Genomic DNA, 22,481 nt, shown 5'->3' with positions numbered 1-22,481 from the left:
GAAAGAGTTCCATAGAGTTGCACAGAGTCCTCAAGCGTTCCGGTCGCGGGCGTCACACGATCGGGGGCTCGCCTTCGATCGGGCGTCCGAGCACTCCGGGCCGCCGCTGCCACGGCAACGGGCCCGCCGGCGGCCGGTAGTCGACACCGAGTACGTCCAGCCGTACGTAGTGCTCCGCCATCCGCGCCTCGAAGCCGGCCCAGTCCCGCTCCCCCGGCTCCGGCAGGCGGGACCACACCACCTCCGCGAAGGCGGCCAGGCGCGGGAACACCTGGTAGTCCACGCGGCTCTGGTTCTCCATCACCTCGGTCCACACGTTGGCCTGCGCGCCCAGCACACGGGCGGCGGCCTCCGTCGACAGCTTCGGCGGCACCGGCTCGAAGCGGTAGACGTCCTCCAGCGAACGCACGTACCCGATGGGCATCGGCTCCTCGGGCCCGCCGGCCTGGCGGTGGTCCAGGTACACCTGCTGCTCGGGGCACATCACCACGTCGTGGCCCGCCTCGGCGGCCGCGATCCCGCCCGCGTAGCCCCGCCACGAGGACACCGCGGCGCCCGGCGCCAGCCCGCCCTCCAGGATCTCGTCCCAGCCGATGAGCCGCCTCCCGCGCGCGGTCAGCCAGGCGTCGAAGTGCCGGATGAACCAGGACTGCAGCCCGTCCTCCCCGGCCACCCCCAGCTCCCGGATCCGCTCCTGCGCGGCCGCGGAGGCCCGCCACTGCTCCTTCGGGCACTCGTCGCCGCCCACGTGCACGAAGGGCGAGACGTCGGCGGGGAACAGCTCCAGCAGCTCCTCGAAGACGCCCTCGTAGAACCGCAGCACGGCCTCGGTCGGCGCGAGCACGTTCTCGTTGATCCCCCAGTCGTCCCACACCCCGAGCGCGGCCGTGTCCACCACGTCCGCGTTCCCGAGCTCCGGGTAGGCGGCGATCGCGGCCTGCGAATGCCCCGGTACGTCGATCTCGGGGACCACCCTCACGTGCCGTTCGGCGGCGTACGCGACGATCTCGCGGATGTCGTCCTGGGTGTAGAACCCGCCGTGCGGGGTCTCGTTCCACAGCGGCGAGGCCCGGTGCCCCCACCGGCTGCGCGGCCGCCACGCGCCGACCTCGGTGAGCCGCGGGTGGCGCTTGATCTCGACCCGCCAGCCCTGGTCGTCCGTCAGGTGCAGGTGCAGCACGTTGAGCTTGTGCGCGGCGAGCAGGTCGATGTACCGCAGTACGCCGTCCTTGGGCATGAAGTGCCGTGCGACGTCGAGCATCATCCCGCGCCACCCGAACCGCGGGCCGTCCACGACCTTTCCGTGCGGCAGGCTCCACACCCGCCCGCGCAGTGGCGCCCGCCGGTACGCGTCGGGGCCCAGCAGTTGACGCAGCGTCTGGGCACCCCAGAACAGCCCGGCCGCGGAGGCGCCGGCCAGCTCTACGCCGTTCTCGTCGATGGTGACGGCGTAGCTCTCGGGTCCCAGGGGCTCGCCGCGCTCCGGGTCGAGGCGGAGCCGTATGTCGCCCGTGGCACCCGGCGTGGCCTGCGGCAGGTCCCAGCCGGTGGCGGCCCCCAGCTCACGGCGCAGCCAGCGCGCCGTGCCCTCGGTGCCTGGCCCGGCACCGAGCACCGGCCGGGGGCCGAAGACGTAGGGGGCCGCGTCCTCGCGCAGAGCGGCGGTCCGGGGAACGGGAATGAGATCCATGCGTCGGCCCTTCACGACAGCGCGTTGCACGCTGCGCAACACCCGTTTCGCAGCGTGCCCGTTGGCGCCGACCCTAGTACGCCGGAGATCCCCGGAGAACGCCAAAAGGCCCCCGGGGCGGGCCGATGCGCACCTCGGGGGCCTCGGGGGCCTTGATCCCGCGCTGGGCGGGCCGGAATACCAGGTCTTGCCGCGAGCGGGCCTGACTGCTTGCCCTTGCCGCGAGCGGCCGGACTTCCCGTCCTTGCCGCGAGCGGGCCGGACTACTTGTCCTTGCCGCCGCCCTTGTCCTTGTCGCCGCCGGCGCCCATGGACTCGTAGATCTCCTTGCACATGGGGCAGACCGGGTACTTCTTCGGGTCCCGGCCCGGCACCCAGACCTTGCCGCAGAGCGCGACGACGGGGGTCCCCTCGAGGGCGCTCGCCATGATCTTGTCCTTCTGGACGTAGTGGGCGAAGCGCTCGTGGTCGCCGTCGCCGTGGGACACCTGCGGCGTCGGCTCTACGAGGGTCCCCGTACCAGTCCCGCGCTCGGGCTCAAGAGTGCTCATAAAACCCAGGGTACCGACCCCCGCCGAGGTCAGTTGAGCGACGGGTCGTCCGGATAGGTGGCGACCATCGCCAGCTCGCTGCGCTGGCGGCGCAGCACCGCACGCCAGAGCCGTTCGGGGTCGGGGAAGGAGATGTCGCCCGGCTCGGAGTCCACGACGTACCAGGCGCCGTCGCCGAGCTCGTCCTCCAGTTGACCGGGCCCCCATCCGGAGTAGCCAGCGAAGATCCGCAGGGAGCCCAGGGCCGCCGCGAGCAGTTCCGGCGGGGCTTCCAGGTCCACCAGGCCTATCGCCCCGTGCACCCGGCGCCAGCCCAGCGGGCCTTCCTCGCCCGGGATCACCGCGATGCCGAGGGCCGAGTCCAGCGCCACCGGGCCGCCCTGGAAGACCACGCCCGGGTCGCCGGCCAGCGACGCCCAGGGCAGCAGGATGTCGCCGACGTCCACCGGGGTCGGCCGGTTGAGGACCACACCGAGCGAGCCCTGCTCGTCGTGGTCGAGCAGCAGCACCACCGCGCGGTCGAAATTCGGATCCGCGAGCGTAGGGGAGGCCACGAGCAGCCGCCCTGTGAGGGAGGACACCTCGGTCATGCCGACATGATCTCGCACATTCGCCCTCCGGGGGGAGCAGGCGGCGTGATCGGATCGTACGCAGCTCAGGGCGCACGGCAGCAGACAGGAGCGCGCGCCGCCCGCCCCGGATGAAAGGCGACACTCCGCCACCTGGCGGACACTCAGGGTGTCGTGGCTAATTCATGACAGTCCTATGGCCGCGTCAGCCTTACGAACCGGGGGGTGCTGGCCCTTACCCTTTTCCCTGGCCCCCTGCCCGACATCCCCCTGGCCCCCGCCGGGAGGACCCCCTCCGGAACGCGAGATTCATGACCGGCACAGACAGTGACGACGTACTGCTTGTCCATGGCGGTACCCCGCTTGAGGGCGAGATCCGTGTCCGCGGTGCGAAGAACCTCGTGCCCAAGGCCATGGTCGCCGCTCTGCTCGGCAGCGAACCCAGCCGGCTGCGCAATGTTCCCGACATCCGTGACGTCCGGGTCGTGCGCGGGCTGCTCCAGCTGCACGGGGTGACGGTCCGCCCCGGCGAGGAGCCGGGCGAGCTGGTGCTCGACCCGACCCACGTCGAGAGCGCGAACGTCGCCGACATCGACGCCCACGCGGGCTCGTCGCGCATCCCGATCCTGTTCTGCGGCCCGCTGCTGCACCGCCTCGGCCACGCCTTCATCCCGGGTCTGGGCGGCTGCGACATCGGCGGCCGGCCGATCGACTTCCACTTCGACGTGCTCCGCCAGTTCGGCGCGACCATCGAGAAGCGCGAGGGCGGCCAGTACCTGGAGGCCCCGCAGCGGCTGCGCGGCTGCAAGATCCGCCTGCCGTACCCGTCCGTCGGCTCGACCGAGCAGGTGCTCCTGACGGCCGTTCTGGCCGAGGGCGTGACCGAGCTCAGCAACGCCGCGGTGGAGCCGGAGATCGAGGACCTCATCTGCGTACTGCAGAAGATGGGCGCCATCATCTCCGTCGACACGGACCGGACCATCCGGATCACCGGTGTGGACCGCCTGGGCGGCTACAACCACAAGGCCCTGCCGGACCGCCTGGAGGCCGCCTCGTGGGCGTCCGCGGCGCTGGCCACCGGCGGCAACATCTACGTGCGCGGAGCCCAGCAGCGCTCGATGATGACCTTCCTGAACACCTTCCGCCGGGTCGGCGGCGCGTTCGAGATCGACGACGAGGGCATCCGCTTCTGGCACCCGGGCGGCCCGCTGAAGGCCATCGCGCTGGAGACGGACGTACACCCCGGCTTCCAGACCGACTGGCAGCAGCCGCTGGTCGTGGCGCTGACGCAGGCCACGGGCCTGTCGATCGTCCACGAGACGGTCTACGAGTCGCGGCTCGGCTTCACCTCGGCGCTCAACCAGATGGGCGCGCACATCCAGCTGTACCGGGAGTGCCTGGGCGGCTCGGCGTGCCGGTTCGGCCAGCGCAACTTCCTGCACTCGGCGGTCGTCTCCGGCCCGACCAAGCTTCAGGGCGCCGACCTGGTCATCCCCGACCTGCGCGGCGGATTCTCGTACCTGATCGCGGCCCTGGCCGCCGAGGGCACCTCGCGCGTCCACGGCATCGACCTGATCAACCGCGGCTACGAGAACTTCATGGAGAAGCTCGTGGAACTGGGCGCCAAGGTCGAACTCCCGGGCGGCGACCTCGTCTGAGTCCTCGTCGTCCTCGTTTGAGGCTGAGGCCGCGCCAGGCCTCTCCGGGCCCCACAGGGGCCCGGAGAGGCCTGGACAGGCCGAAGGGCGGCCACCCGGCTGGGGTGGCCGCCCTTCGGCGTTTTGAACGTGTCCTGCGTACTGCGTACTCCAGCCGTCCCGAGGGCCTGCGCGGCCCTCGGCACAAGGGCGGGACTACTTGCCCTTGGCGGCTTCCTTGAGCTTGGAACCCGCGGAGACCTTCACGCTGAAGCCGGCCGGGATCTGGATGGGGTCGCCGGTCTGCGGGTTGCGCGCGGTGCGAGCGGCACGGTGGGTGCGCTCGAAGGTCAGGAAGCCGGGGATGGTGACCTTCTCGTCGCCCTTGGCGACAACCTCACCGATGGTCTCGGCGAGGGCGGCCAGAACGGCGTCGGCGTCCTTGCGGGTCACCTCGGCGCGCTCGGACAGAGCGGCCACCAGCTCACTGCGGTTCATGTTGTACTCCCGTGTTCAACTTGCCTTAGAGGCGTGAGATCGAAGCCGATGCTGCCAGGGCCCTCGGACAGTCCCCGGACCCGGGTCTGACGTCAGACCCTCTCGCCCGGTTACGCATCCTGCCCCCACCAGCGGCGGGAAAGCCAATCCGGCACCCGCCAGGGTCACACGAAAAGCGCCACAGTCACGCCGCGGTGACGCTCCGTCCGCACCCAGGGATCCGGTGGATGCGGACCGCGGGCCACGCGGGCATCCCCGCAACCCTAGAGGCGGCCCGGCGGGCCCGCATCTCGCGACGCGCCGGGATCGGCGTCAGGGAGCCCGTGAGGGCAGTCACAGCGGGCCGGCACAGCGGCGCGCACAGCGCCACCACGGCGGCGCGCAGCCGTGCCGCACGGCGTCCCAGCGGGCCCGGCGGCCCGATGGCCCACGGCCCGACGTCAGACGGCCGAGGCGGCCTTGCGGACGGCTCCGGCGACCGCGCCCGCGACCTTGTCGTTGAAGACGGACGGGATGATGTAGTTCGCGTTCAGCTCGTCCTCGCCGACGACGTCCGCCAGCGCGGTCGCGGCGGCCAGCATCATGTCGGTGTTCACCGTGCGGGACTGGGCGTCCAGCAGACCGCGGAAGACACCCGGGAAGACCAGCACGTTGTTGATCTGGTTCGGGAAGTCGGAGCGGCCGGTGGCCACGACGGCGGCGGTCTGGCGGGCGACGGCCGGGTCCACCTCGGGGTCCGGGTTCGCGAGCGCGAACACGATCGCGCCCTCCGCCATGGCGGCGACGTCCTCGCCGGAGAGCACGTTGGGGGCCGAGACGCCGATGAACACGTCGGCGCCGACCACGGCCTCCTTCAGAGTGCCCGTGTAGCCCTCGGGGTTGGTGTTGTCGGCGATCCAGCGCAGCGGCGAGTCGGGGGCCGCGTCGACGAGGTCGGGGCGGTCCGCGTGCACGACACCGTGGATGTCGGCGCTGACGGCGTTCTTGACGCCTGCCGCGAGGAGCAGCTTGAGGATGGCCGTACCGGCCGCGCCGGCGCCCGACATGACCACCTTGACGTCCCCAACTGCCTTGCCCACGACGCGAAGTGCGTTGGTGAGGGCGGCGAGGACGACGATCGCGGTGCCGTGCTGGTCGTCGTGGAAGACGGGGATGTCGAGGGCCTCGCGCAGCCGGGCCTCGATCTCGAAGCAGCGCGGCGCGGAGATGTCCTCCAGGTTGATGCCGGCGAAGCCCGGGGCGATCGCCTTGACGATGGCCACGATCTCGTCGCTGTCCTGGGTGTCCAGGCAGATCGGCCAGGCGTCGATGCCGGCGAACCGCTTGAAGAGGGCCGCCTTGCCCTCCATGACGGGCAGCGCGGCCATCGGGCCGATGTTGCCCAGGCCCAGCACCGCGGAGCCGTCCGTCACGACTGCGACGGAGTTGCGCTTGATGGTGAGGCGGCGCGCGTCCTCGGGGTTCTCGGCGATCGCCATGCACACGCGGGCCACGCCCGGGGTGTAGATCATCGAGAGGTCGTCGCGGTTGCGGATGGGGTGCTTGGACGCCATCTCGATCTTGCCGCCGAGGTGCATCAGGAAGGTTCGGTCGGAGACCTTGCCGAGGCTGACGCCCTCGATGCCGCGGAGCTTCTCGACGATCTCGTCGGCGTGCGCGGTGGAGGTCGCGGCGATGGTGACGTCGATCCGGAGCTTCTCGTGGCCGGATGCGGTCACGTCGAGGCCGATGACCGAACCGCCGGAGGACTCCACGGCGGTGGTGAGCTGGGAGACCGCGGTTCCGCTCGCGGGCACTTCCAGGCGGACCGTCATCGAGTACGAGACGCTGGGCGCCGTTGCCATGGCCGTGTTCCTCTTCTGTCCCTGGTTTTTCTGTACATACAGGGCCCCGCGCACCGCAGGTGTGTCGGGACCTGTTGTCCGATCGTCCCACCTACCGGCCGGTAAAAGGTAACCAGCTACGAATTTCGGAAAGACACTTCCACCATACGAGATTTGAAGGGGTCATGAAACCCTTTCCGGCCACGCAAAACAGGTCTGCCCCCTCCGCTTCCGCGGTGGGGGCAGACCTGTCTTCTACGCCTATGACACCGACCCGCCATGCTCGCCTCGCGGCAAGTGGTCGCTCTAAGCGACGAAGGTTGGGCCCGGGGGCTTGGATCGAGTCGGTGCCGTAACCCAGGCTAACAAAGGATCGCCGGAAGCGATCCCCCTCCCGGGTGTTGTCTCAGGGACCACGCCCATGGCCGCGGCCAATCGGCGGTACGCGACCATCACCGCCCCGGCTGCGCCGGGCCACTCCAGCTGGTCGGCCCGCGCTTCCCGGCTGGGCCGGGCCAATCCAGCCTCGCCGACCCGCACCTTCCCAGCTGGGCCGGGTCACCTTCAGCCTCGCCGGCGTTTGAGGCGCGGGTCTGGGGCGGAGCCCCAGGGAACCCGGCTCCGCCGGGCACCGGGCTCCGCCCGGACCCGCGCCTCAAACGCCGGCGAGGCTGAAGGTGACCCAGGAACCGGGCCCTGCCCAGACCTGCCTCAAACGCCGACGAGGCTGAAGGCGCCTCAAGCGCCGGCGAGGCGGAAGGGGCAGGGGTTACGGACGCAGCAGGGCCGGGACGCCGTCCGGGGCAGGCTTACGGACGCAGCAGGGCCGGGACGCCGTCCGGGGTGGGGGTGTCGCGGTCGGACGAGACGACCGTCAGTTGTTGGGTCGCGCGGGTCAGGGCCACGTACAGGACCCGCAGGCCCGCCGGGGACTCGTCCGCGATCTCCGCCGGGGAGACGACCACCGTGGCGTCGTACTCCAGCCCCTTCGCCTCCAGGCTGCCCAGCGCCACCGCCCGCTCCCCCAGGTCGGCCAGCCAGCCCGCGGCCTCCGCCCGCCGGTCCATCGCCACGACCACGCCGACCGTGCCGTCCACCTGCTCCAGCAGCCGCCGGGTCTCCTCCCGTACCGCCGCCCCGAGATCCCCGGCGGCAGCCGTGAAGCGGGGCTCCAGCCCCGTGGAGCGCACCGCGGACGGCGGCTCCATCCCCGGCATCGCCAGCCGCAGCACCCGCGCCGCGACCTCCGCGACCTCCGCCGGGTTCCGGTAGTTCACGGTCAGGGTGAACCGCCGGCGCGGCCGCGTCCCCAGCGCCTCGTCACGGGCCGCGGCCGCCTCGTCCGGGTCCGTCCAGGAGGACTGCGCCGGGTCACCGACCACCGTCCAGGTGCCGGTCCGGCCCCGGCGGCCCACCATCCGCCACTGCATCGGCGTCAGGTCCTGGGCCTCGTCCACGATGACGTGCGCGTACTCCGTGCGCTCCGCCGCGAGCCGCTCGGCCCGCTCCCACAGGGTCTCCTCGCGGGTCGGCATCAGCTCCTCCAGCCCGCTGAGCTGCGCCAGCGGGTCCATCTCCCGCTTCCGCTTCGGCCTGGCCGGCGCGCCCAGCAACTGCTGGAGCTCGTCCAGCAGCGCTACGTCGTGCACCGACAGCGGCCCCTTGCCGTCCGGGCCCACCCGGCGCAGCGAGCGCGCCAGCTGGCGGGTCTCCCGCGGGTTCAGGTCCCGCCGCGACCAGCGGCCGAGCTTGCGCTCGTCGGCCATCGCGGCCAGCACCCCGCGCGGGGTGAGCTCGGGCCACCAGGCGTTCAGGAAGCCGATGAAGGCGTCCTCGGTGGAGACATCCTCGTCGAAGGCGGAACGCAGCTCGGCGGCCAGCTCCGGGTCGCTGTGCCGGCCGGCCCCGCCGGACTTCGCGTAGAGGGCGTCGAGCAGCAGCTTCCGGGCGCGCGGGCGCAGCAGGTTCACCGGCGCGGTGCCGCCGAGCACGATCTGCCGGATCCGGTTGAGCTCGTCGCCCTCCAGTTCCTGGCGCCGCCCGAAGGCCACCACGCGCAGGCGGTCGGGGGCGTTCCCGAGCTCCAGGGCGCCCCGTACCGCCTTGCGCAGCACCTTCAGCATCCGCGACGAGCCCTTGATGCGGGCCACGGCCGGGTCGTCGTACGTGGTCGCCTCGGCCCCGTCGACCAGCGAGCCGAGCGCCCGGATGGCGACCTGGCCCTCCTCGCCGAGCGAGGGCAGCACGCCCTCCGTGTACGCGACCAGCAGCGGGGTCGGCGAGACGATCAGGATGCCGCCGGAGTAGCGGCGCCGGTCCTGGTAGAGCAGGTAGGCGGCGCGGTGCAGGGCGACGGCCGTCTTGCCGGTGCCCGGTCCGCCCGCCACCTCGGCGACCGACGCGGCCGGGGCCCGGATGACCAGGTCCTGCTCGGCCTGGATGGAGGAGACGATGTCCCGCATGGAGTGCGTACGGGCCCGCCCGAGCGCGGCCATCAGGGCGCCGTCGCCGATGGCGGGCAGCTCCCGCCCGTCCAGGAAGGCGGTGACCTCGGGGCGCATCAGGTCGTCCTCGACGCCGAGCACCTTGCGGCCCTTGGACCGGATCACGCGGCGGCGCACGACGCGGCCGGGGTCCTTCGGCGTGGAGCGGTAGAACGGCGCGGCCGCCGGGGCCCGCCAGTCGATCACGAGCGGCGCGTAGTCGGAGTCCAGGACCCCGATGCGGCCGATGTGCAGCGTCTCGGCGATGTCGGCGGTGAGGTCGGCGCGGATCGCGTCGTCGGCGGGTTCGACGGAGGTGTACGCGCCGTCGGGCCCGCGCTCCCCGTCCTTACCGAGGACCATGTCGATCCGGCCGAAGAGGAAGTCCTCGAACTCGTTGTTCAACCGGTTCAGGTGGATACCCGCCCGGAAGACCTGCGCGTCGCGTTCGGCGAGCGCGCCGGGCGTGCCCACCTGGCCGCGCTTGGCGGCGTCGTTCATCAGGAACTCTGCCTCGTGGATCTTCTCCTCAAGGCGGCGGTACACCTGGTCCAGGTGCGTCTGCTCGACCGCGATCTCCCGATCGCGGACGGAATCCGCCGTGCTGTCGACAGCGGCATTCTGCGCGGCCACCAAGGCCCCCTTCTGACGTGCATGGGCGACCGTCAACCGTACGCGAATCCGGGCCCTGTCCGCACGCCCGTTCCGCGAGCGTCCCGCGCGGCGGCCTGATCCCACCGGTCCGTGGGCCGGGAAAGGGCCCCGCGAACGGTACGCGAACCCGCGAAGCCCGCCAACCCCTCGAACCCCCGCGAACCCCCACGAAAGGGGGCCCGCAACCGCTACGCGGACCCCGCCGCCAGCACCCGGCGCCGGTGCCGGGCGACCCGCTCCCGGTTGCCGCACAGTTCGCTGGAGCACCAGCGCCGCCGGTGTCCGCGCGAGGTGTCCAGGTAGACCCGGGTGCAGCCGTCGCCCTCGCAGGCCCGCAGCAGCGCCCGGTCGCCGGGGTCGGTGAGCAGTTCCACGGCGTCCCGGGCCACGGCGGCGAGCAGCCCCGCGCACTCCACCCCGCCGCACAACTCCCTTACCAGACGCCCCTCTTGGTCCCGTACGGCACACAGTCCCGGGGGTGGACCGGCGGCCGGCGCGTTGACCCGGGCCAGCGCCGCCTCGTCGGGGTCGCGCCCGCCGAGCTCCGCCCGTACGAGGGTTTCCACATCGCCGCGCAGCGCCCGGAAGGCCTCGACCCAGTCAGGCCCCACCCGGGCCAGCGGTGTCCGGTCGGGCACGAGCCCGGCTCCGGTGAGCCACAGCCGCAGCTCGTCGGCGTCCTGGATCCCCTCGTGTGGAGCGGAGGTGGCCACCAGGTCCAGGCAAACCCGCCCGGAGTCGAACCACATGCCCGTCACCGCCTCGGTTCGCGAGGGCCCGTGCCCCCCAGAGTGCCCCTCGCCGGGGCGTTGCGGAACCCCCCGTGCGAGGGGCCTACCGCGGTGGCGGGTTGTCGTGCAGCAGCCGCTGGAAGAGCCGGTGGTCGCGCCAGGCGCCGTTGATGTGGAGGTAGCGGGGCGCGAGCCCGTGCTCCTCGAAGCCGACCTTCGCCAGCACTCGCTGCGAGGCCACGTTGTCGACCAGGGTCCCGGCCTCGACCCGGTGCAGCCCGACCTCGTCGCGGGCGATCCGGCACACCTCCTCCAGGGCGGCGGTGGCCAGCCCCTTGCCGGTCCACTTCTGGTCCACCCAGTAGCCGACGCCGCCGCTGCGGAACGGACCGTGCGCGATGCTGCCGAGGTTGATCGTCCCGACCGGGGTCCCGCCGGCCGCCTCGACCAGGACGAACGGCAGCATCCGCCCGCCGTCCCGCTCCTCGAGCAGGCCCCGGATGCGGGCCTGCTGGCCCGCCTCGCTGTAGAACTCCTCGGGCCGGTACGGCTCGAAGGGCGCCATGTACGCCCGATTGCGCTCCAGTACGCCGGCCAGCCCGACGGCGTCATCGAGCGTGACGCCGCGCATCTCCACCCCGTCAATGATCATCCGGGCACGCTAGCCGACCACTCCGCGAGCGGGCCAGACGCGGGACCGCTTCGCTGCGCGGGCCAGGCCGAGGCGGGGCCGTACCGCTGCGCGGGCCAGGCCGAGGCGGGGCCGTACCGCTGCGCGAGCCAGGCCGAGGCGGGGCCGTTCCGCTGCGCGAGCCAGGCCGAGGCGGGGCCGTTCCGCTGCGCGAGCCAGGCCGAGGCGAGGCCGCTTCGCTGCGCGGGCGAGGCTGAGGCGGGGTGACGCCCCTGAGGTCCCCCCGGACGCAGTCGAGGGGACAGAGGAACCCGGCTCCGCCGGGCCCCGGGCTCCGCCCGGACCCGCGCCTCAAACGCCGGCGAGGCTGGATGTGGCCGGCGCAGCCCGTTGCGACTCGCCCCCGCCCGACCGCATTGCGGCTCGCCCGCGACCGGCCCCGGAACGGCTCGGCTTGACCCCGGCTCGCCGCCGCCCGATCGCGGCTGGGATCCCCGACCCGCCCCGGCACCCGGCTCCGCCCGATCACGGCGCGGCTCAACCCGGGCCCAACTTCGGCTCGCCCCCGGCCGATCACGGCGCGGCTCGATCCCGGCCCGGCTCCGGCTCGCCCCCGGCCGGTCACGGCGCGGCTCGATCCCGGCCCGGCTCCGGCTCGCCCGCCCGGTCGCGGCGCGGCTCGATCCCGGCCCACCCCGGCTCGGCCGGATTCGGCGCGGTCCGGTTCACCTCCGCGGCAGGACGCCGTACTTCTCCTCGCCGCCCGCGTCCAGTGACAGCCGGTACCCGCGTTTGACCACCGTCTGGATCAGCTTCGGCGCGCCCAGGGCCACCCGCAGGCGGGCCATCGCCGTTTCCACCGCGTGCTCGTCCCGGCCCGCCCCGGGCAGGGCCCGGAGCAGTTCGGCGCGGGCCACCACCCATCCCGGGCGCCGGGCCAGGGCGCGCAGCAGGGCCATTCCGGCCGGCGGCACCGGACGTAGCTCCGCGTCCACCAGCACCGCGTGCCCCCGGATCTCCACCCGGTGTCCGGCCAGCGGCAGCACCCGCGCCCGCCCCGGCAGTTCCTGGCACAGCAGCTGCACCAGCGGGCCGATGCGGAACCGCTCCGGCTGGACCGTGGACACTCCGTGCCCCTGGAGCGGCAGCGCGGTCACCGGCCCCACGCACGCGCTGAGCACCTCGCCCCGCAGGGAGTCCAGCACGGCCTCCCGTAGCCCCCGCTCCTCGGCCCGGGACAGCAGCGAGGCCGCCGCCGGGGCCGAGGTGAAGCTGACGGCGTCCACCGTGCCGGCGGCCACCGCGTCCAGCAGCCGGTCCAGCGGCCCGAGATCCTCCGGCGGCATCCACCGGTACACCGGGACCACCACCACCTCGGCCCCGCCGGCCCGCAGCGCCTCGACGAACCCGGGCAGCGGCTCCCCGTGCAGCTGGAGCGCGATGCGCCGCCCGGCCACCCCGGACATCAGCATCCGGTCCAGCACCTCGGCCAGCGACTCCGACTGCGGCGACCAGGCCTCCACCAGCCCGGCGGCCCGTACGGCCCCCTTCACCTTCGGCCCGCGCGCCAGCAGTTCGGTGGCCCGCAGCCGGGTGAGCAGCTCCTCGCCGATCCCCCACCCGTCGGCGGCCTCGATCCACCCGCGAAATCCGATGGCGGTGGTGGCGACCACCACGTCCGGCGGGCAGTCGATCAGCTCCTTGGTGGCGGCGAGCAGCTCGCTGTCGTCGGCCAGCGGCACGATCCGCAGGGCGGGCGCGTGCAGCACCTGGGCCCCGCGGCGGCGCAGCAGGGCGATCAGCTCGTCGGCCCGCCGGGCGGCCGTGACCCCGACGGTGAAGCCGGCCAGCGGCCCGGCCTGCGGACCGGCCGACGGACCGCCCGGCGGACCGCTCTGCGGACCCGGCACCGGCGCAGGATCCGGTACCGGCACCGGACCCGGCACCCGATCCGACGGCAGAGCCGACGCCGGACCTGCCGATGGGACGGTGCGCGTCTCGTCGTCCATGGTGACCTGCCTTGCAAGTGGGTCGGGGATACCGTGGCGGAACCGAGCCTGCCAAGTCGGCGTGTCAGGCTCGGTTCCGCCGCATTTCGGCGCCGTTAACCGCTGTTACACCGAGGTGAGCTGCGGTTTCGCCACAGCCCCGGCCGTCACCGGCGCGGCCTCGGCGGGCCGCCGAAGGTATACCGCCCAGGTGACCGCGCAGCACAGCGCGTAGAAGCCGAGGAAGGTCACGAAGGCACCCGTCCCCGTCCCGGTGCTCAGGAACGCCTCCCGGAACACCAGGTTGATGCCGAGCCCGCCGAGCGCGCCCACCGCACCGATCAGCCCCATCGAGGCCCCGGACAGCCGCCGCCCGTACGCGGCCGCGGCCTCACCGCTCATGCCCCGCGCCAGCGCCTTGGCCTGGAAGATGCCCGGGATCATCTTGTACGTCGACCCGTTGCCCAGCCCGCTCAGCGCGAACAGCGCCACGAACCCGATGAGGAACACCGGCAGCGACTCGCGCACCGAGGCCAGGACGACCACCCCGGTCGCCGCCGCCATCGCCACGAACGTCCCGAGCGTGATCCGCGCCCCGCCGAACCGGTCCGCGAGCGCCCCGCCCACCGGCCGGATCAGGGAGCCGAGCAGCGGCCCGATGAAGGTCAGCGAGGCCGCCTGGAGCGGGGTCCGCCCGAACTGCGTCTGGAGCACCAGCCCGAAGGCGAAGCTGTAGCCGATGAAGGACCCGAAGGTGCCGATGTACAGGAAGGCCATGATCCAGGTGTGCGCGTCGCGCATCGCCTCCCGCACCGCACCGGTGTCGTTGCGTACCGGCGCCAGGTTGTCCATGCGTACGAGGGCCAGCGCGGCCGCGACCACGATCAGCGGGATGTACACCGCGAGCAGCAGCCGCGGGTGCCCCGCCCCCGCGGTACCGATGACCAGCAGCGCGACGAGCTGCACCACGGGCACGCCGATGTTCCCGCCGCCCGCGTTCAGCCCCAGCGCCCAGCCCTTCTTGCGCAGCGGGAAGAAGGCGTTGATGTTCGTCATCGACGAGGCGAAGTTGCCGCCGCCCACACCCGTCAGCGCGGCCACCGCCAGGAAGGTCCCGTACGAGGTCCCGGGCTCCATGACCACCAGCGCGGCCACTGCCGGCCCGAGCAGCAGCAGGGCGCTGACGACGGTCCAGTTGCGCCCGCCGAACCGTGCGACGGCGAAGGTGTAGGGCACCCGTGCCAGGGCCCCCACGAAGGTGGCGGTCGCGATCAGGAAGAACTTCCCCGCCGGGTCGATCCCGTACTTGGGGCCCATGAAGAGCACCATCACCGACCACAGGGACCAGATCGAGAACCCGATGTGCTCGGACAGAACGGAGTAGAGGAGGTTGCGCCGGGCAACCCGCTCCCCGGACTCCTTCCAGAAGGTCTCGTCCTCGGGGTCCCACCGCTCGATCCAGCGGCCCCCCTTGCGCGGTGCGGTCGTACCGGTCATCACACGCCTCCACAGCTGTCGCGTCCGTGGTGACGACCGTAGGAACGGCGCGTTTCGGCCCCGGTCCCCGCCGGATGACCGCCGCGAAACCTTGCTCTCACCCGCCGCGCGGGCCCGGTGTGAGCGCCGCGGGCAGCCAGCTCCCCGGGGGCACTTCCAGCCAGCCCCGCTCGGCCGCGAGCCCGCCGGCGGCGTCCATGAGGGCGTCCAGCCCGGGATGCCCGAAACCCCTGCGCCACACCATCGCGAGCGGCGACAGCGGCACCGGATCGGTCAGCGGCCGCTTTACGCACCCGGGCATGTCGGGGAAGTCCACGGTCACCAGCACCGGATTGCGGGTCTTGGCCATCACCCGGCGGAACTCCTCCTTGCCGACGGCCACCGGCGCGGGCGGCGCCAGCGCGATCCCCCGCCCGGCGAAGAGCTCGCGCGCGAGGCCCGTCCACTCCAGGGTCCGCGGATTGCCGGCCCCGGCGTACACGGTCTCCCCGGCCAGCGCGGCCAGGGGCAACGGCACACCGTCCGGCCCGGCCGACGCGTGCCCCTCGGGCAGCAGCACGGCGAGCGGCTCGTACCGTACGGGCGTGTACGCGAGCCGCGCCCGCAGTGCCGGGTCCAGCCCGGCGGCGTACCCGAACGCCACGTCGAGGCGCCCGGCGGCGATCTCGGCGGCGGCATGGGTCAGCCCGCTCTCGAACCGGGCCATCAGTTCGCAGCCCGGGGCGAGTTCCCGCGCCCGCTCCAGCACGGTGCGCCCCGAGCTCGGCCCGGCGGTGTTCAGGTCGACGAGCAGCGGCCCGGGCTCGGCGAAGGCGGCGGCCAGCTCCTCGTGCGCGGCCAGCACCTTCCGGGCCAGCGGCAGCAGCCGCTCCCCGTCCGGGGTCAGCTCGACGGCACGGGTGGTGCGCACGAACAGTCCCGCGCCCAGGGCGCGTTCGAGCCGCCGCACGTCTCTGCTCAGCGCCTGCTGGGCGACGTACAGCCGGGCGGCGGCCCGGGTGAAGTGCAGCTCCTCGGCCACGGCGACGAACCCGCGCAGCAGCCGGGGTTCCACATCATGGGGTATCACGCCCGGAGACTAACAACAGAACTGCGTAAGAGGCCTCCGAACAGGTGTTGGACGGGGCCGGGCGGCTGCCGCGAGGCTCTTCCCATGCCCTCCACCCCCCTCATGACCGTGACCGGCGCCACCCTGGTCCTGGCCGCGCCCCCGCAGCGGCAGCCACAGCCACGGCCCGCCCCTGCTAAGCGCACACCGGGCGGCCCCGGCGGTGGCCCCGGCCGCGGCTCCGGCTCCGGCTCCGGCTCCGGCTCCGGCTCCGGCCGTGGCCGTGGCCCCGGCGGCCCCTACCGGCGCCTGTTCGCCCTCCCCGGCACCCGCGCCTTCACCGCCGGGAACCTCATCGCCCGCCTCCCCATGGGCATGTTCGGGATCAGCGCGGTCATGATGATCGCCGGGCAGCGCGGCTCGTACGCCCTCGCCGGCGCGGTCACCGCGTCCGGCCTGGCCGCGACCGCCCTCGTGGCGCCCTGGACGGCCCGGCTGATCGACCGCCACGGCCAGGCCCGGATCGCGCTCCCCGCCACCCTGATCGCGGTCCTCGGCTCCCTCTCCCTCATCGTGTGCGTCCGTACCCAGGCCCCGGCCTGGACCCTCTTCGCCTCCTACGCGGCGACCGCCACCACCCCCAACATCGGCGGCATGTCACGCGCCCGCTGGACCCTGCTGCTGCGCGGCTCCCCCGGCGCCCACCACACCGCGATGTCCTTCGAGCAGGCCGCCGACGAGCTCTGCTTCATGCTCGGCCCGGTCCTCGCGGCCTCCCTCTGCACCGCCGTCTTCCCGGAGGCGGGCACCCTCACCGGCGCGGCGCTGCTCCTCACCGGCATGCTGGTCTTCACCGCCCAGCGCGCCACGGAACCCCCGCTGACGGGCACCCCCACCACCCGCCGTCCCTCCCCCCTGCGCCCCCTCCTCCCCCTGCTCGCCCTGTTCCTCTGCCTGGGCGGGGTCTTCGGCTCCATGGAGGTCACCTCGATCGCCCACCTCGACGCACACGGCCTCGGCGCCGTCTCCGGCCCGGTCCTGGCCCTCCAGGCGGCCGGCTCCTGCGCGGCCGGCCTGCTCTACGGCACGCTGCGCCCCCGGGGCCTGCGGACCTGCCTGCTCTTCCTCTCGGCCGCGATGGCCCTCCCCTGGGCGGCGGCGGCCACCGGATCCGTGCCCCTCCTCGCCGTCGCCCTGCTCCTGGCGGGCATGGCCACGGCCCCGACGATGGTGACGGCCATGTCCCGGGTCCACACCCTCACCCCCGAGGGCCGCCTCAACGAGGGCATGACCGTGGCCGTCACCGCCATCCTGGCCGGTATCGCGGCCGGGTCCGCGACAGCCGGCTTCACCGTCGAACACCTCGGCACCACCACGGCGTACGTCCTCCCGGCCACCGCGACCTGCGCCGCGCTGCTGACTCAGGCCTGCCGCAGGGGCGGCATCGGCAGCGGAATCGAGTAGGCCGTGGCCCCGGCGCCCACTCCGCCCTCACAGGTGGTCGGCGGCTGGCGGTGCCGCGCGTGGACGGGCGCTCGGCCGACCGACGACACTCACTATGTACGGGAATCCGGTACAGGTGATAGTTTTCATATGTACCGAGAAGCGGTACGTACCAAATTCCTGTACGCGAGAGGGGTGCTCGTGTCCACACCCGCCGTCTCGGCGACCACCGCACGCGCCAACCTGTTCAACCTCATCAAGGAGGTAGCCGCCGACCACACCGTAAAGCGCATCACCTCCAACGCAGGTGACGCCGTCCTGATGTCCGCCGAGGACTACGAGTCCTGGCAGGAGACCGTCTACCTGCTGCGCTCCCCCGCCAACGCCCGCCGCCTCATGGAGGCCGTCGCCCGCGACAAGGCAGGAAACAGCGGGATCACCAAGACTATGGAGGAGCTGGAGAGCCTGACGGCCGACGCGGCAGGTGACGAGTGAGAGGCGTCAGCTTCGACCCCGACGGGTGGGAGGACTTCCTGTTCTGGCTGACGTCCGACAGGAAGAGGGCCGTCAGGATCACGCGTCTGATCGGCGAGATCCAGCGCACCCCGTTCACCGGGACCGGCAAGCCCGAACCCTTGAAGGGCGACCTGTCGGGCTACTGGTCCCGCCGCATCGACGACGAACACCGGCTCGTGTACCGCGTCGATGACAAGGAAGTGAAGATCCTCAAGCTGCGCTACCACTACTGACCAGCCGTGGGGCCCGGACGCATGACAAAGGCCCCGCAGCCGTGAGGCCGCGGGGCCTTAGCCCACATGGGATGAGTGGAGATGGCGGGAATCGAACCCGCGTCCAACGGTGCAGAAGCAGGGCTTCTCCGAGCGCAGTCCGCTGCGATTTTCTCGGCCCCGGAGATCACACGGACAAGTCTCCGACGGGCTCAGTCACTGTTTGATTTCCCTCCAGCCCCCGTGACCGGGGCTAGAGGTTTAGATCCCTAATTGACGCCAGGATCCGGACCGGGACCACTTCCGGGCTGACGCTCCTCACAGAGGCTTCAGCTCACTGTTATTAGGCAGCGAGGGTGAAGCGGGAGTTATCGCTCTTGGAGTTGGCGATTATTGTTTGCGACATATGGTTAGCGAGATCATTGCCGCTTCCTCGGCTCGCTTCCCCTGCATCGACATCCGCTGTCGAAACCGATCATCCCCATGTTTTTTTAACAAACAGCATCCCCCGCGAGCGGAGGTGCTGACGCCATGGTACGCGAAGTGCACCTCCGCGTGCCAGGAGGTTAAACCGTGCCGCGCTGCTTGCGCCGCACCGCCGCGATCGCGCGGTTCGTCTCGCGGGTGTCCTGCTTCTCGCGCAGCGTCTGACGCTTGTCGTACTCCTTCTTGCCCTTCGCCAGCGCGATCTCGATCTTCGCGCGGCCGTCCTTGAAGTACAGGGCGAGGGGCACGATCGTGTGGCCCGACTCCTGCGACTTCGAGTCCAGCTTGTCGATCTCCTCGCGGTGCATGAGGAGCTTGCGCTTGCGGCGGGCGCTGTGGTTGGTCCAGGTGCCCTGGCTGTACTCCGGCACGTGCACGTTGTACAGCCAGGCCTCGTTGCCCTCCATCGACACGAAGCCGTCCACCAGGGAGGCACGGCCCTGGCGCAGGGACTTCACCTCGGTACCGGTGAGCACGAGACCGCACTCGTAGGTGTCGAGGATCGTGTAGTCGTGCCGCGCCTTCTTGTTCTGGGCGATCAGCTTGCGCCCTTTTTCCTTAGCCATAGTGCGGCCATTTTCGCACTACGGACCCACCCCGAGGCCACCCAATACCGTACGGGCCCGCTCCTCGGCCCCTTCGTCGGCCGCCAGGTCCGGGCTGATGCCGCCGCCGTCCAGGCTGCGGCCCGCCGGAGTGCGGTACGTGCCCACCGTCAGCTCGGCCACCGAGCCGTCCGGGAGCTGCGTCGGCATCTGCACCGAGCCCTTGCCGAAGGTCCGCGTCCCGACCGTCACCGCGCGGCCGCGGTCCTGGAGGGCGCCCGCGACCAGCTCGGCCGCGCTCATCGTGCCGCCGTCGACCAGCGCGACCAGCGGCCTGACCGTGTCCCCGCCCCGGGGCGCGTACAGGGCGTGCTCGGTTCCCCGTACGTCGTACGTGGCCACCAGGCCGCCGTCCAGGAAGGCGGAGGCGGCCTTCACCGCCTCGGTGACCAGCCCGCCCGGGTTGCCGCGCAGGTCCAGCATCACGCCGGCGCCGGGGGGGGCCGCCCGCACGGCTTCCTGAACGCGTTCGCCCGAGCCGCGGGTGAAGGAGGCGACCTTGATGACGGTGATCCCGCCCGGGAGCAGCCGTACGGTCACGGGCTCGGAGCGCAGCTGTTCGCGGCGGACGGTCTCGGTGAGGGTGACGCCGTCCCGGCTGAGGCTCAGTACGACCCGGGTGCCGGCCTCGCCGCGCAGCAGGGCCACCACCTCGGCCACGGCCAGCCCCGTGACGCGGTGGCCGTCGACACTCAGCAGCCGGTCCCCGGCGGTCAGGCCGGCCCGGGCGGCGGGGCTGCCGGGCTGGACCCGGTCGATCTCGATGCGGCCGTCCCGCAGGCGCTCGGTCCAGAGCCCGACGCCGGTCCAGCGGCCGTCGAGGTCCTCGGTGAAGGCGGCGTACTCGCCCTGGTCGTAGACGACGCCCCAACGGTCTCCGCTGCGGCTGACCACCTCCTGGGCGGCCTTCTTGCCGGACTTGCCCTCGGCGACGGCATCGGCGGCGGCGCGGGCCACGGCCTCCCGGTCGGCGGTGCCGGCCTCGCGGGGCGGTGCGGGCGCGGGGACGGCGGGGGCACTCGTACTGCTTGCCGCTGGTAACCCGGCGGCGTCCGTGGCGTCCGCGCGGTCCCAGCAGCCCGCGCTCGCGGCGGTGCCGAGGGCCGCGAGGAAGGCCAACGTCAAGACGGCCCCGCGACGCAGGTCGCGGGGCCGGAGAGAGGAGGCGGGTGGACCCGGCATGGCGTCGAGTCTAGGACAAGCCCCGCAGCGGTACCGGTGGTTGGCCGGACCGCGCACGGGGCGCTTGTCACACCTTCAGGTACTTGCGCAAGGCGACGAAGGCCGCGAGCGAGGGCATCAGCACCCCGATGACCAGCACCAGCGGCAGCTTGGTGAGGACGGAGTCCCAGCCGATGAAGTTGATCAACTCCATCTTCTCGCGCAGCGAGGCACCGTGGTCGATCACGAAGTACTGGCCTGCGCCCAGCATTCCGCAGGCGAAGACGGCGCCGATGAGGCCGGCGAACGCGGCCTCCATGATGAACGGCACCTGGATGTAGAAGCTGGAGGCGCCCACGAGCCGCATGATCCCGGTCTCGCGCCGCCGGCTGAAGGCCGAGACGCGCACCGTGTTGACGATCAGCAGCAGCGCCACCACCAGCATGATCAACATGATGCCGAGGGCAGCCCAGTTGAGATAGCCCAGCAGCCGGAAGAGGTTGTCCAGGACGGTGCTCTGGTCGGCGACCGACTGGACCCCGTCGCGGCCCGCGAACGAGGTGGTGATCACCTTGTACTTCTCGGGCTGCTTGAGCTTCACCCGGAAGGATTCCTGCATCTGGTCCGGGGTGATCGAAGCGGCCAGCGCGGTGTGGCCGAACTGCTCCTTGTAGTGCTTGTAGGCCTCGTCGGCGGACTCGTACGTGACGGCCTCGACGAGTTCCATGCCCTTGAGCTCGGTCTGCAGGGCCTGCTTCTGCTCCGGGGTCACCGCACCCTTGGAGCAGGAGGCGCCGCCGGTCCCCTCGGCGTCGTTCTTGTTGCAGAGGTAGATCGAGACGTTGACCTTGTCGTACCAGTAGCCCTTCATCTTGCTCACCTGGTCGCGCATGAGCAGGGAGCCACCGAACAGGGCCAGCGACAGGGCCACGGAGATGATGACCGCGAAGGTCATGGTCAGATTGCGACGGAGACCGACCCCGATCTCCGACATGACGAACTGGGCGCGCATGGCGTCTCAGGGGCCTTTCAGTGCTGGTAGCCGTAGACGCCGCGCGACTGGTCGCGGACGAGACGGCCCTGTTCGAGTTCGATGACGCGCTTGCGCATCTGGTCCACGATCTGCTGGTCGTGCGTCGCCATGATCACGGTGGTACCGGTCCGGTTGATCCGGTCCAGCAGCTTCATGATTCCGACGGAGGTCTGCGGGTCGAGGTTGCCGGTGGGCTCGTCCGCGATCAGCAAGGCGGGGCGGTTGACGAAGGCGCGGGCGATGGCGACGCGCTGCTGCTCACCGCCGGAGAGCTCGCCCGGCATCCGGTCCTCCTTGCCGCCCAGGCCCACCAGTTCGAGGACCTGCGGGACGGCCTTGCGGATCTCGCCCCTCGGCTTGCCGATGACCTCTTGGGCGAAGGCCACGTTCTCGGCCACCGTCTTGTTGGGCAGCAGGCGGAAGTCCTGGAACACGGTCCCCAGCTGGCGCCGCATCTGCGGGACCTTCCAGTTGGAGAGCTTGGCGAGGTCCTTGCCCAGGACGTGCACCTGGCCGTGGCTCGCCCGCTCCTCGCGCAGGACCAGCCGCAGGAAGGTGGACTTGCCGGAGCCGGAGGAGCCGACCAGGAAGACGAACTCGCCCTTCGCGATGTCCAGGGAGACATCTCTGAGTGCGGGACGGTTCTGCTTCGGGTAGGACTTGGAGACGTTGTCGAATCGGATCACGGGTGCACCACGGTCGCCGGGGGTAGGTGTGCGTGACCCTACGCGAACGGGCGGGCGGTGGGGACCCGGCGTCCGGAGTTGCCCGATATATCCCCTGGTCACGGAGGGGCAGTATCGCGATTGCCCGGACGGGCCGCGCCGAATGTCGTGAGAGCTGGCACAGTGGTAGGGGGAACGGTCTGGTTCCCCGCGCCGTTATACCAGGAGTACCAGGGGAACGAGAGGAGGAGCGCATGACGTATGACCGGCTCGTGTGCGCGAACTGCGCCGCGCCCGTCAGCCAGGGCCGCTGCCCGGTGTGCCGGGCGAACCGGGAGCGCCTCCAGCAGGAGAGCAGCCCCTTCGCAGGCCTGAACCCCATGGCGCTCATCGTGCTTCTGGTGGTGCTGGTGGCAGCGCTGGCACTGGTGGCCCAGCAGACCGCCTAGGCCTCGCCTAGGCCTGCCTGGAGCCGCGTAGGCCCGCTTGGGCCCGCCTGACTGGACGACAACGCGTGAGGGCCCGGACACCACCATGTGGTGTCCGGGCCCTTCACGTGT

The 22,481-nt window shown here is 72.0% G+C and carries 20 protein-coding genes and 1 other RNA gene; 5 read left to right on the top strand and 16 right to left on the bottom strand.

Translation table 11 applies throughout. The annotated features are described in order from the left end of the window. Positions 1-52: 52 nt before the first annotated feature. The 3 genes from J7I97_RS19750 to J7I97_RS19740 form a co-directional block, all read right to left on the bottom strand. On the bottom strand, positions 53-1,690 hold the full coding sequence (locus tag J7I97_RS19750; RefSeq protein WP_214936679.1) for a beta-N-acetylhexosaminidase: 1,638 nt from the start codon (positions 1,688-1,690) through the stop codon (positions 53-55). A gap of 263 nt (positions 1,691-1,953) precedes the next feature. After that, a complete protein-coding gene (locus tag J7I97_RS19745; protein ID WP_214936677.1) occupies positions 1,954-2,241 on the bottom strand; it encodes a DUF3039 domain-containing protein in 288 nt (95 codons plus the stop codon). A 29-nt stretch (positions 2,242-2,270) separates the two neighbouring features. Next, positions 2,271-2,831: a YqgE/AlgH family protein gene (locus J7I97_RS19740; protein ID WP_214936675.1), complete on the bottom strand. Its 561-nt coding sequence runs from the start codon at positions 2,829-2,831 to the stop codon at positions 2,271-2,273. A gap of 290 nt (positions 2,832-3,121) precedes the next feature. On the opposite strand from J7I97_RS19740, the gene murA reads away from it, so the two are divergent. Further along, positions 3,122-4,468 (top strand): UDP-N-acetylglucosamine 1-carboxyvinyltransferase, encoded by a 1,347-nt coding sequence (murA, locus tag J7I97_RS19735; protein WP_214936673.1) that lies wholly within the window; start codon positions 3,122-3,124, stop codon positions 4,466-4,468. 195 nt (positions 4,469-4,663) lie between these two features. Here the strand turns inward: murA and J7I97_RS19730 are convergent, their stop codons facing one another. The 8 genes from J7I97_RS19730 to J7I97_RS19695 form a co-directional block, all read right to left on the bottom strand. Beyond that, entirely contained in the window at positions 4,664-4,945 is a 282-nt protein-coding gene (locus tag J7I97_RS19730; RefSeq protein WP_008743457.1) for an HU family DNA-binding protein, read from the bottom strand. Positions 4,946-5,385: 440 nt separating this feature from the next. Beyond that, on the bottom strand, positions 5,386-6,789 hold the full coding sequence (locus J7I97_RS19725) for an NAD-dependent malic enzyme (protein ID WP_214936671.1): 1,404 nt from the start codon (positions 6,787-6,789) through the stop codon (positions 5,386-5,388). Between the two features lie 788 nt (positions 6,790-7,577). Beyond that, entirely contained in the window at positions 7,578-9,884 is a 2,307-nt protein-coding gene (locus J7I97_RS19720; protein WP_214936670.1) for a UvrD-helicase domain-containing protein, read from the bottom strand. A 209-nt stretch (positions 9,885-10,093) separates the two neighbouring features. Next, complete coding sequence (locus J7I97_RS19715; protein WP_214936668.1) at positions 10,094-10,654, bottom strand: ABATE domain-containing protein; 561 nt, start codon at positions 10,652-10,654, stop codon at positions 10,094-10,096. An 85-nt stretch (positions 10,655-10,739) separates the two neighbouring features. Then, the gene (locus J7I97_RS19710) at positions 10,740-11,288 is read right to left on the bottom strand and encodes a GNAT family N-acetyltransferase (RefSeq protein ID WP_214936666.1); all 549 of its coding nucleotides are present in this window, start codon (positions 11,286-11,288) and stop codon (positions 10,740-10,742) included. Between the two features lie 704 nt (positions 11,289-11,992). Beyond that, positions 11,993-13,177: a uroporphyrinogen-III synthase gene (locus J7I97_RS19705; protein WP_214936664.1), complete on the bottom strand. Its 1,185-nt coding sequence runs from the start codon at positions 13,175-13,177 to the stop codon at positions 11,993-11,995. Positions 13,178-13,381: 204 nt separating this feature from the next. After that, on the bottom strand, positions 13,382-14,752 hold the full coding sequence (locus tag J7I97_RS19700; protein ID WP_214936662.1) for a NarK/NasA family nitrate transporter: 1,371 nt from the start codon (positions 14,750-14,752) through the stop codon (positions 13,382-13,384). Between the two features lie 97 nt (positions 14,753-14,849). Continuing rightward, a complete protein-coding gene (locus J7I97_RS19695) occupies positions 14,850-15,818 on the bottom strand; it encodes a LysR family transcriptional regulator (protein WP_374103602.1) in 969 nt (322 codons plus the stop codon). 87 nt (positions 15,819-15,905) lie between these two features. On the opposite strand from J7I97_RS19695, the gene J7I97_RS19690 reads away from it, so the two are divergent. From J7I97_RS19690 to J7I97_RS19680, 3 genes are all read left to right on the top strand, one after another. Continuing rightward, entirely contained in the window at positions 15,906-17,264 is a 1,359-nt protein-coding gene (locus J7I97_RS19690; RefSeq protein WP_251058971.1) for an MFS transporter, read from the top strand. 180 nt (positions 17,265-17,444) lie between these two features. Beyond that, a complete protein-coding gene (locus J7I97_RS19685) occupies positions 17,445-17,738 on the top strand; it encodes a type II toxin-antitoxin system prevent-host-death family antitoxin (RefSeq protein WP_308364099.1) in 294 nt (97 codons plus the stop codon). Beyond that, positions 17,735-17,992 carry a Txe/YoeB family addiction module toxin gene (locus J7I97_RS19680; protein WP_214936656.1) on the top strand — a complete coding sequence of 86 codons (258 nt, stop codon included), beginning with the start codon at positions 17,735-17,737 and terminating at the stop codon, positions 17,990-17,992. Before J7I97_RS19685 ends, J7I97_RS19680 begins: the two co-directional genes overlap by 4 nt. A 73-nt stretch (positions 17,993-18,065) precedes the next feature. Here the strand turns inward: J7I97_RS19680 and ssrA are convergent. The 5 genes from ssrA to ftsE all read right to left on the bottom strand — a co-directional run bounded on the left by ssrA (position 18,066) and on the right by ftsE (position 21,942). Beyond that, positions 18,066-18,454, bottom strand: a transfer-messenger RNA (tmRNA) gene (gene ssrA, locus J7I97_RS19675). 83 nt (positions 18,455-18,537) lie between these two features. Then, positions 18,538-19,023 carry an SsrA-binding protein SmpB gene (gene smpB / locus J7I97_RS19670; protein WP_214936654.1) on the bottom strand — a complete coding sequence of 162 codons (486 nt, stop codon included), beginning with the start codon at positions 19,021-19,023 and terminating at the stop codon, positions 18,538-18,540. Positions 19,024-19,041: 18 nt separating this feature from the next. After that, the gene (locus J7I97_RS19665) at positions 19,042-20,244 is read right to left on the bottom strand and encodes a S41 family peptidase (protein WP_214936652.1); all 1,203 of its coding nucleotides are present in this window, start codon (positions 20,242-20,244) and stop codon (positions 19,042-19,044) included. A 67-nt stretch (positions 20,245-20,311) separates the two neighbouring features. Further along, a complete protein-coding gene (gene ftsX / locus J7I97_RS19660) occupies positions 20,312-21,235 on the bottom strand; it encodes a permease-like cell division protein FtsX (RefSeq protein WP_214936650.1) in 924 nt (307 codons plus the stop codon). A 17-nt stretch (positions 21,236-21,252) separates the two neighbouring features. Beyond that, positions 21,253-21,942, bottom strand: a complete 690-nt coding sequence (gene ftsE, locus J7I97_RS19655) for a cell division ATP-binding protein FtsE (protein WP_030161344.1) — start codon at positions 21,940-21,942, stop codon at positions 21,253-21,255. A gap of 233 nt (positions 21,943-22,175) precedes the next feature. On the opposite strand from ftsE, the gene J7I97_RS19650 reads away from it, so the two are divergent. Then, entirely contained in the window at positions 22,176-22,370 is a 195-nt protein-coding gene (locus tag J7I97_RS19650; protein ID WP_214936648.1) for a hypothetical protein, read from the top strand. The last annotated feature ends 111 nt before the right edge of the window (positions 22,371-22,481 follow it).

The organism is Streptomyces sp. ISL-87, assembly GCF_018614095.1.
Taxonomy (GTDB): Bacteria; Actinomycetota; Actinomycetes; order Streptomycetales; family Streptomycetaceae; genus Streptomyces.
This window is presented reverse-complemented; position numbering and strand designations above follow the sequence as displayed.

Bases quoted from the DNA above. Each gene is read 5' to 3' on its own strand.
- J7I97_RS19740 (WP_214936675.1), bottom strand. From the start codon at position 2,831: ATGACCGAGGTGTCCTCCCTCACAGGGCGGCTGCTCGTGGCCTCCCCT.
- J7I97_RS19700 (WP_214936662.1), bottom strand. From the start codon at position 14,752: ATGACCGGTACGACCGCACCGCGCAAGGGGGGCCGCTGGATCGAGCGG.
- J7I97_RS19650 (WP_214936648.1), top strand. From the start codon at position 22,176: ATGACGTATGACCGGCTCGTGTGCGCGAACTGCGCCGCGCCCGTCAGC.
- ftsX (WP_214936650.1), bottom strand. From the start codon at position 21,235: ATGCGCGCCCAGTTCGTCATGTCGGAGATCGGGGTCGGTCTCCGTCGC.
- J7I97_RS19710 (WP_214936666.1), bottom strand. From the start codon at position 11,288: ATGATCATTGACGGGGTGGAGATGCGCGGCGTCACGCTCGATGACGCC.
- J7I97_RS19665 (WP_214936652.1), bottom strand. From the start codon at position 20,244: ATGCCGGGTCCACCCGCCTCCTCTCTCCGGCCCCGCGACCTGCGTCGC.
- murA (WP_214936673.1), top strand. From the start codon at position 3,122: ATGACCGGCACAGACAGTGACGACGTACTGCTTGTCCATGGCGGTACC.
- J7I97_RS19745 (WP_214936677.1), bottom strand. From the start codon at position 2,241: ATGAGCACTCTTGAGCCCGAGCGCGGGACTGGTACGGGGACCCTCGTA.
- J7I97_RS19690 (WP_251058971.1), top strand. From the start codon at position 15,906: ATGCCCTCCACCCCCCTCATGACCGTGACCGGCGCCACCCTGGTCCTG.
- J7I97_RS19725 (WP_214936671.1), bottom strand. From the start codon at position 6,789: ATGGCAACGGCGCCCAGCGTCTCGTACTCGATGACGGTCCGCCTGGAA.
- J7I97_RS19750 (WP_214936679.1), bottom strand. From the start codon at position 1,690: ATGGATCTCATTCCCGTTCCCCGGACCGCCGCTCTGCGCGAGGACGCG.
- J7I97_RS19715 (WP_214936668.1), bottom strand. From the start codon at position 10,654: ATGTGGTTCGACTCCGGGCGGGTTTGCCTGGACCTGGTGGCCACCTCC.
- J7I97_RS19730 (WP_008743457.1), bottom strand. From the start codon at position 4,945: ATGAACCGCAGTGAGCTGGTGGCCGCTCTGTCCGAGCGCGCCGAGGTG.
- smpB (WP_214936654.1), bottom strand. From the start codon at position 19,023: ATGGCTAAGGAAAAAGGGCGCAAGCTGATCGCCCAGAACAAGAAGGCG.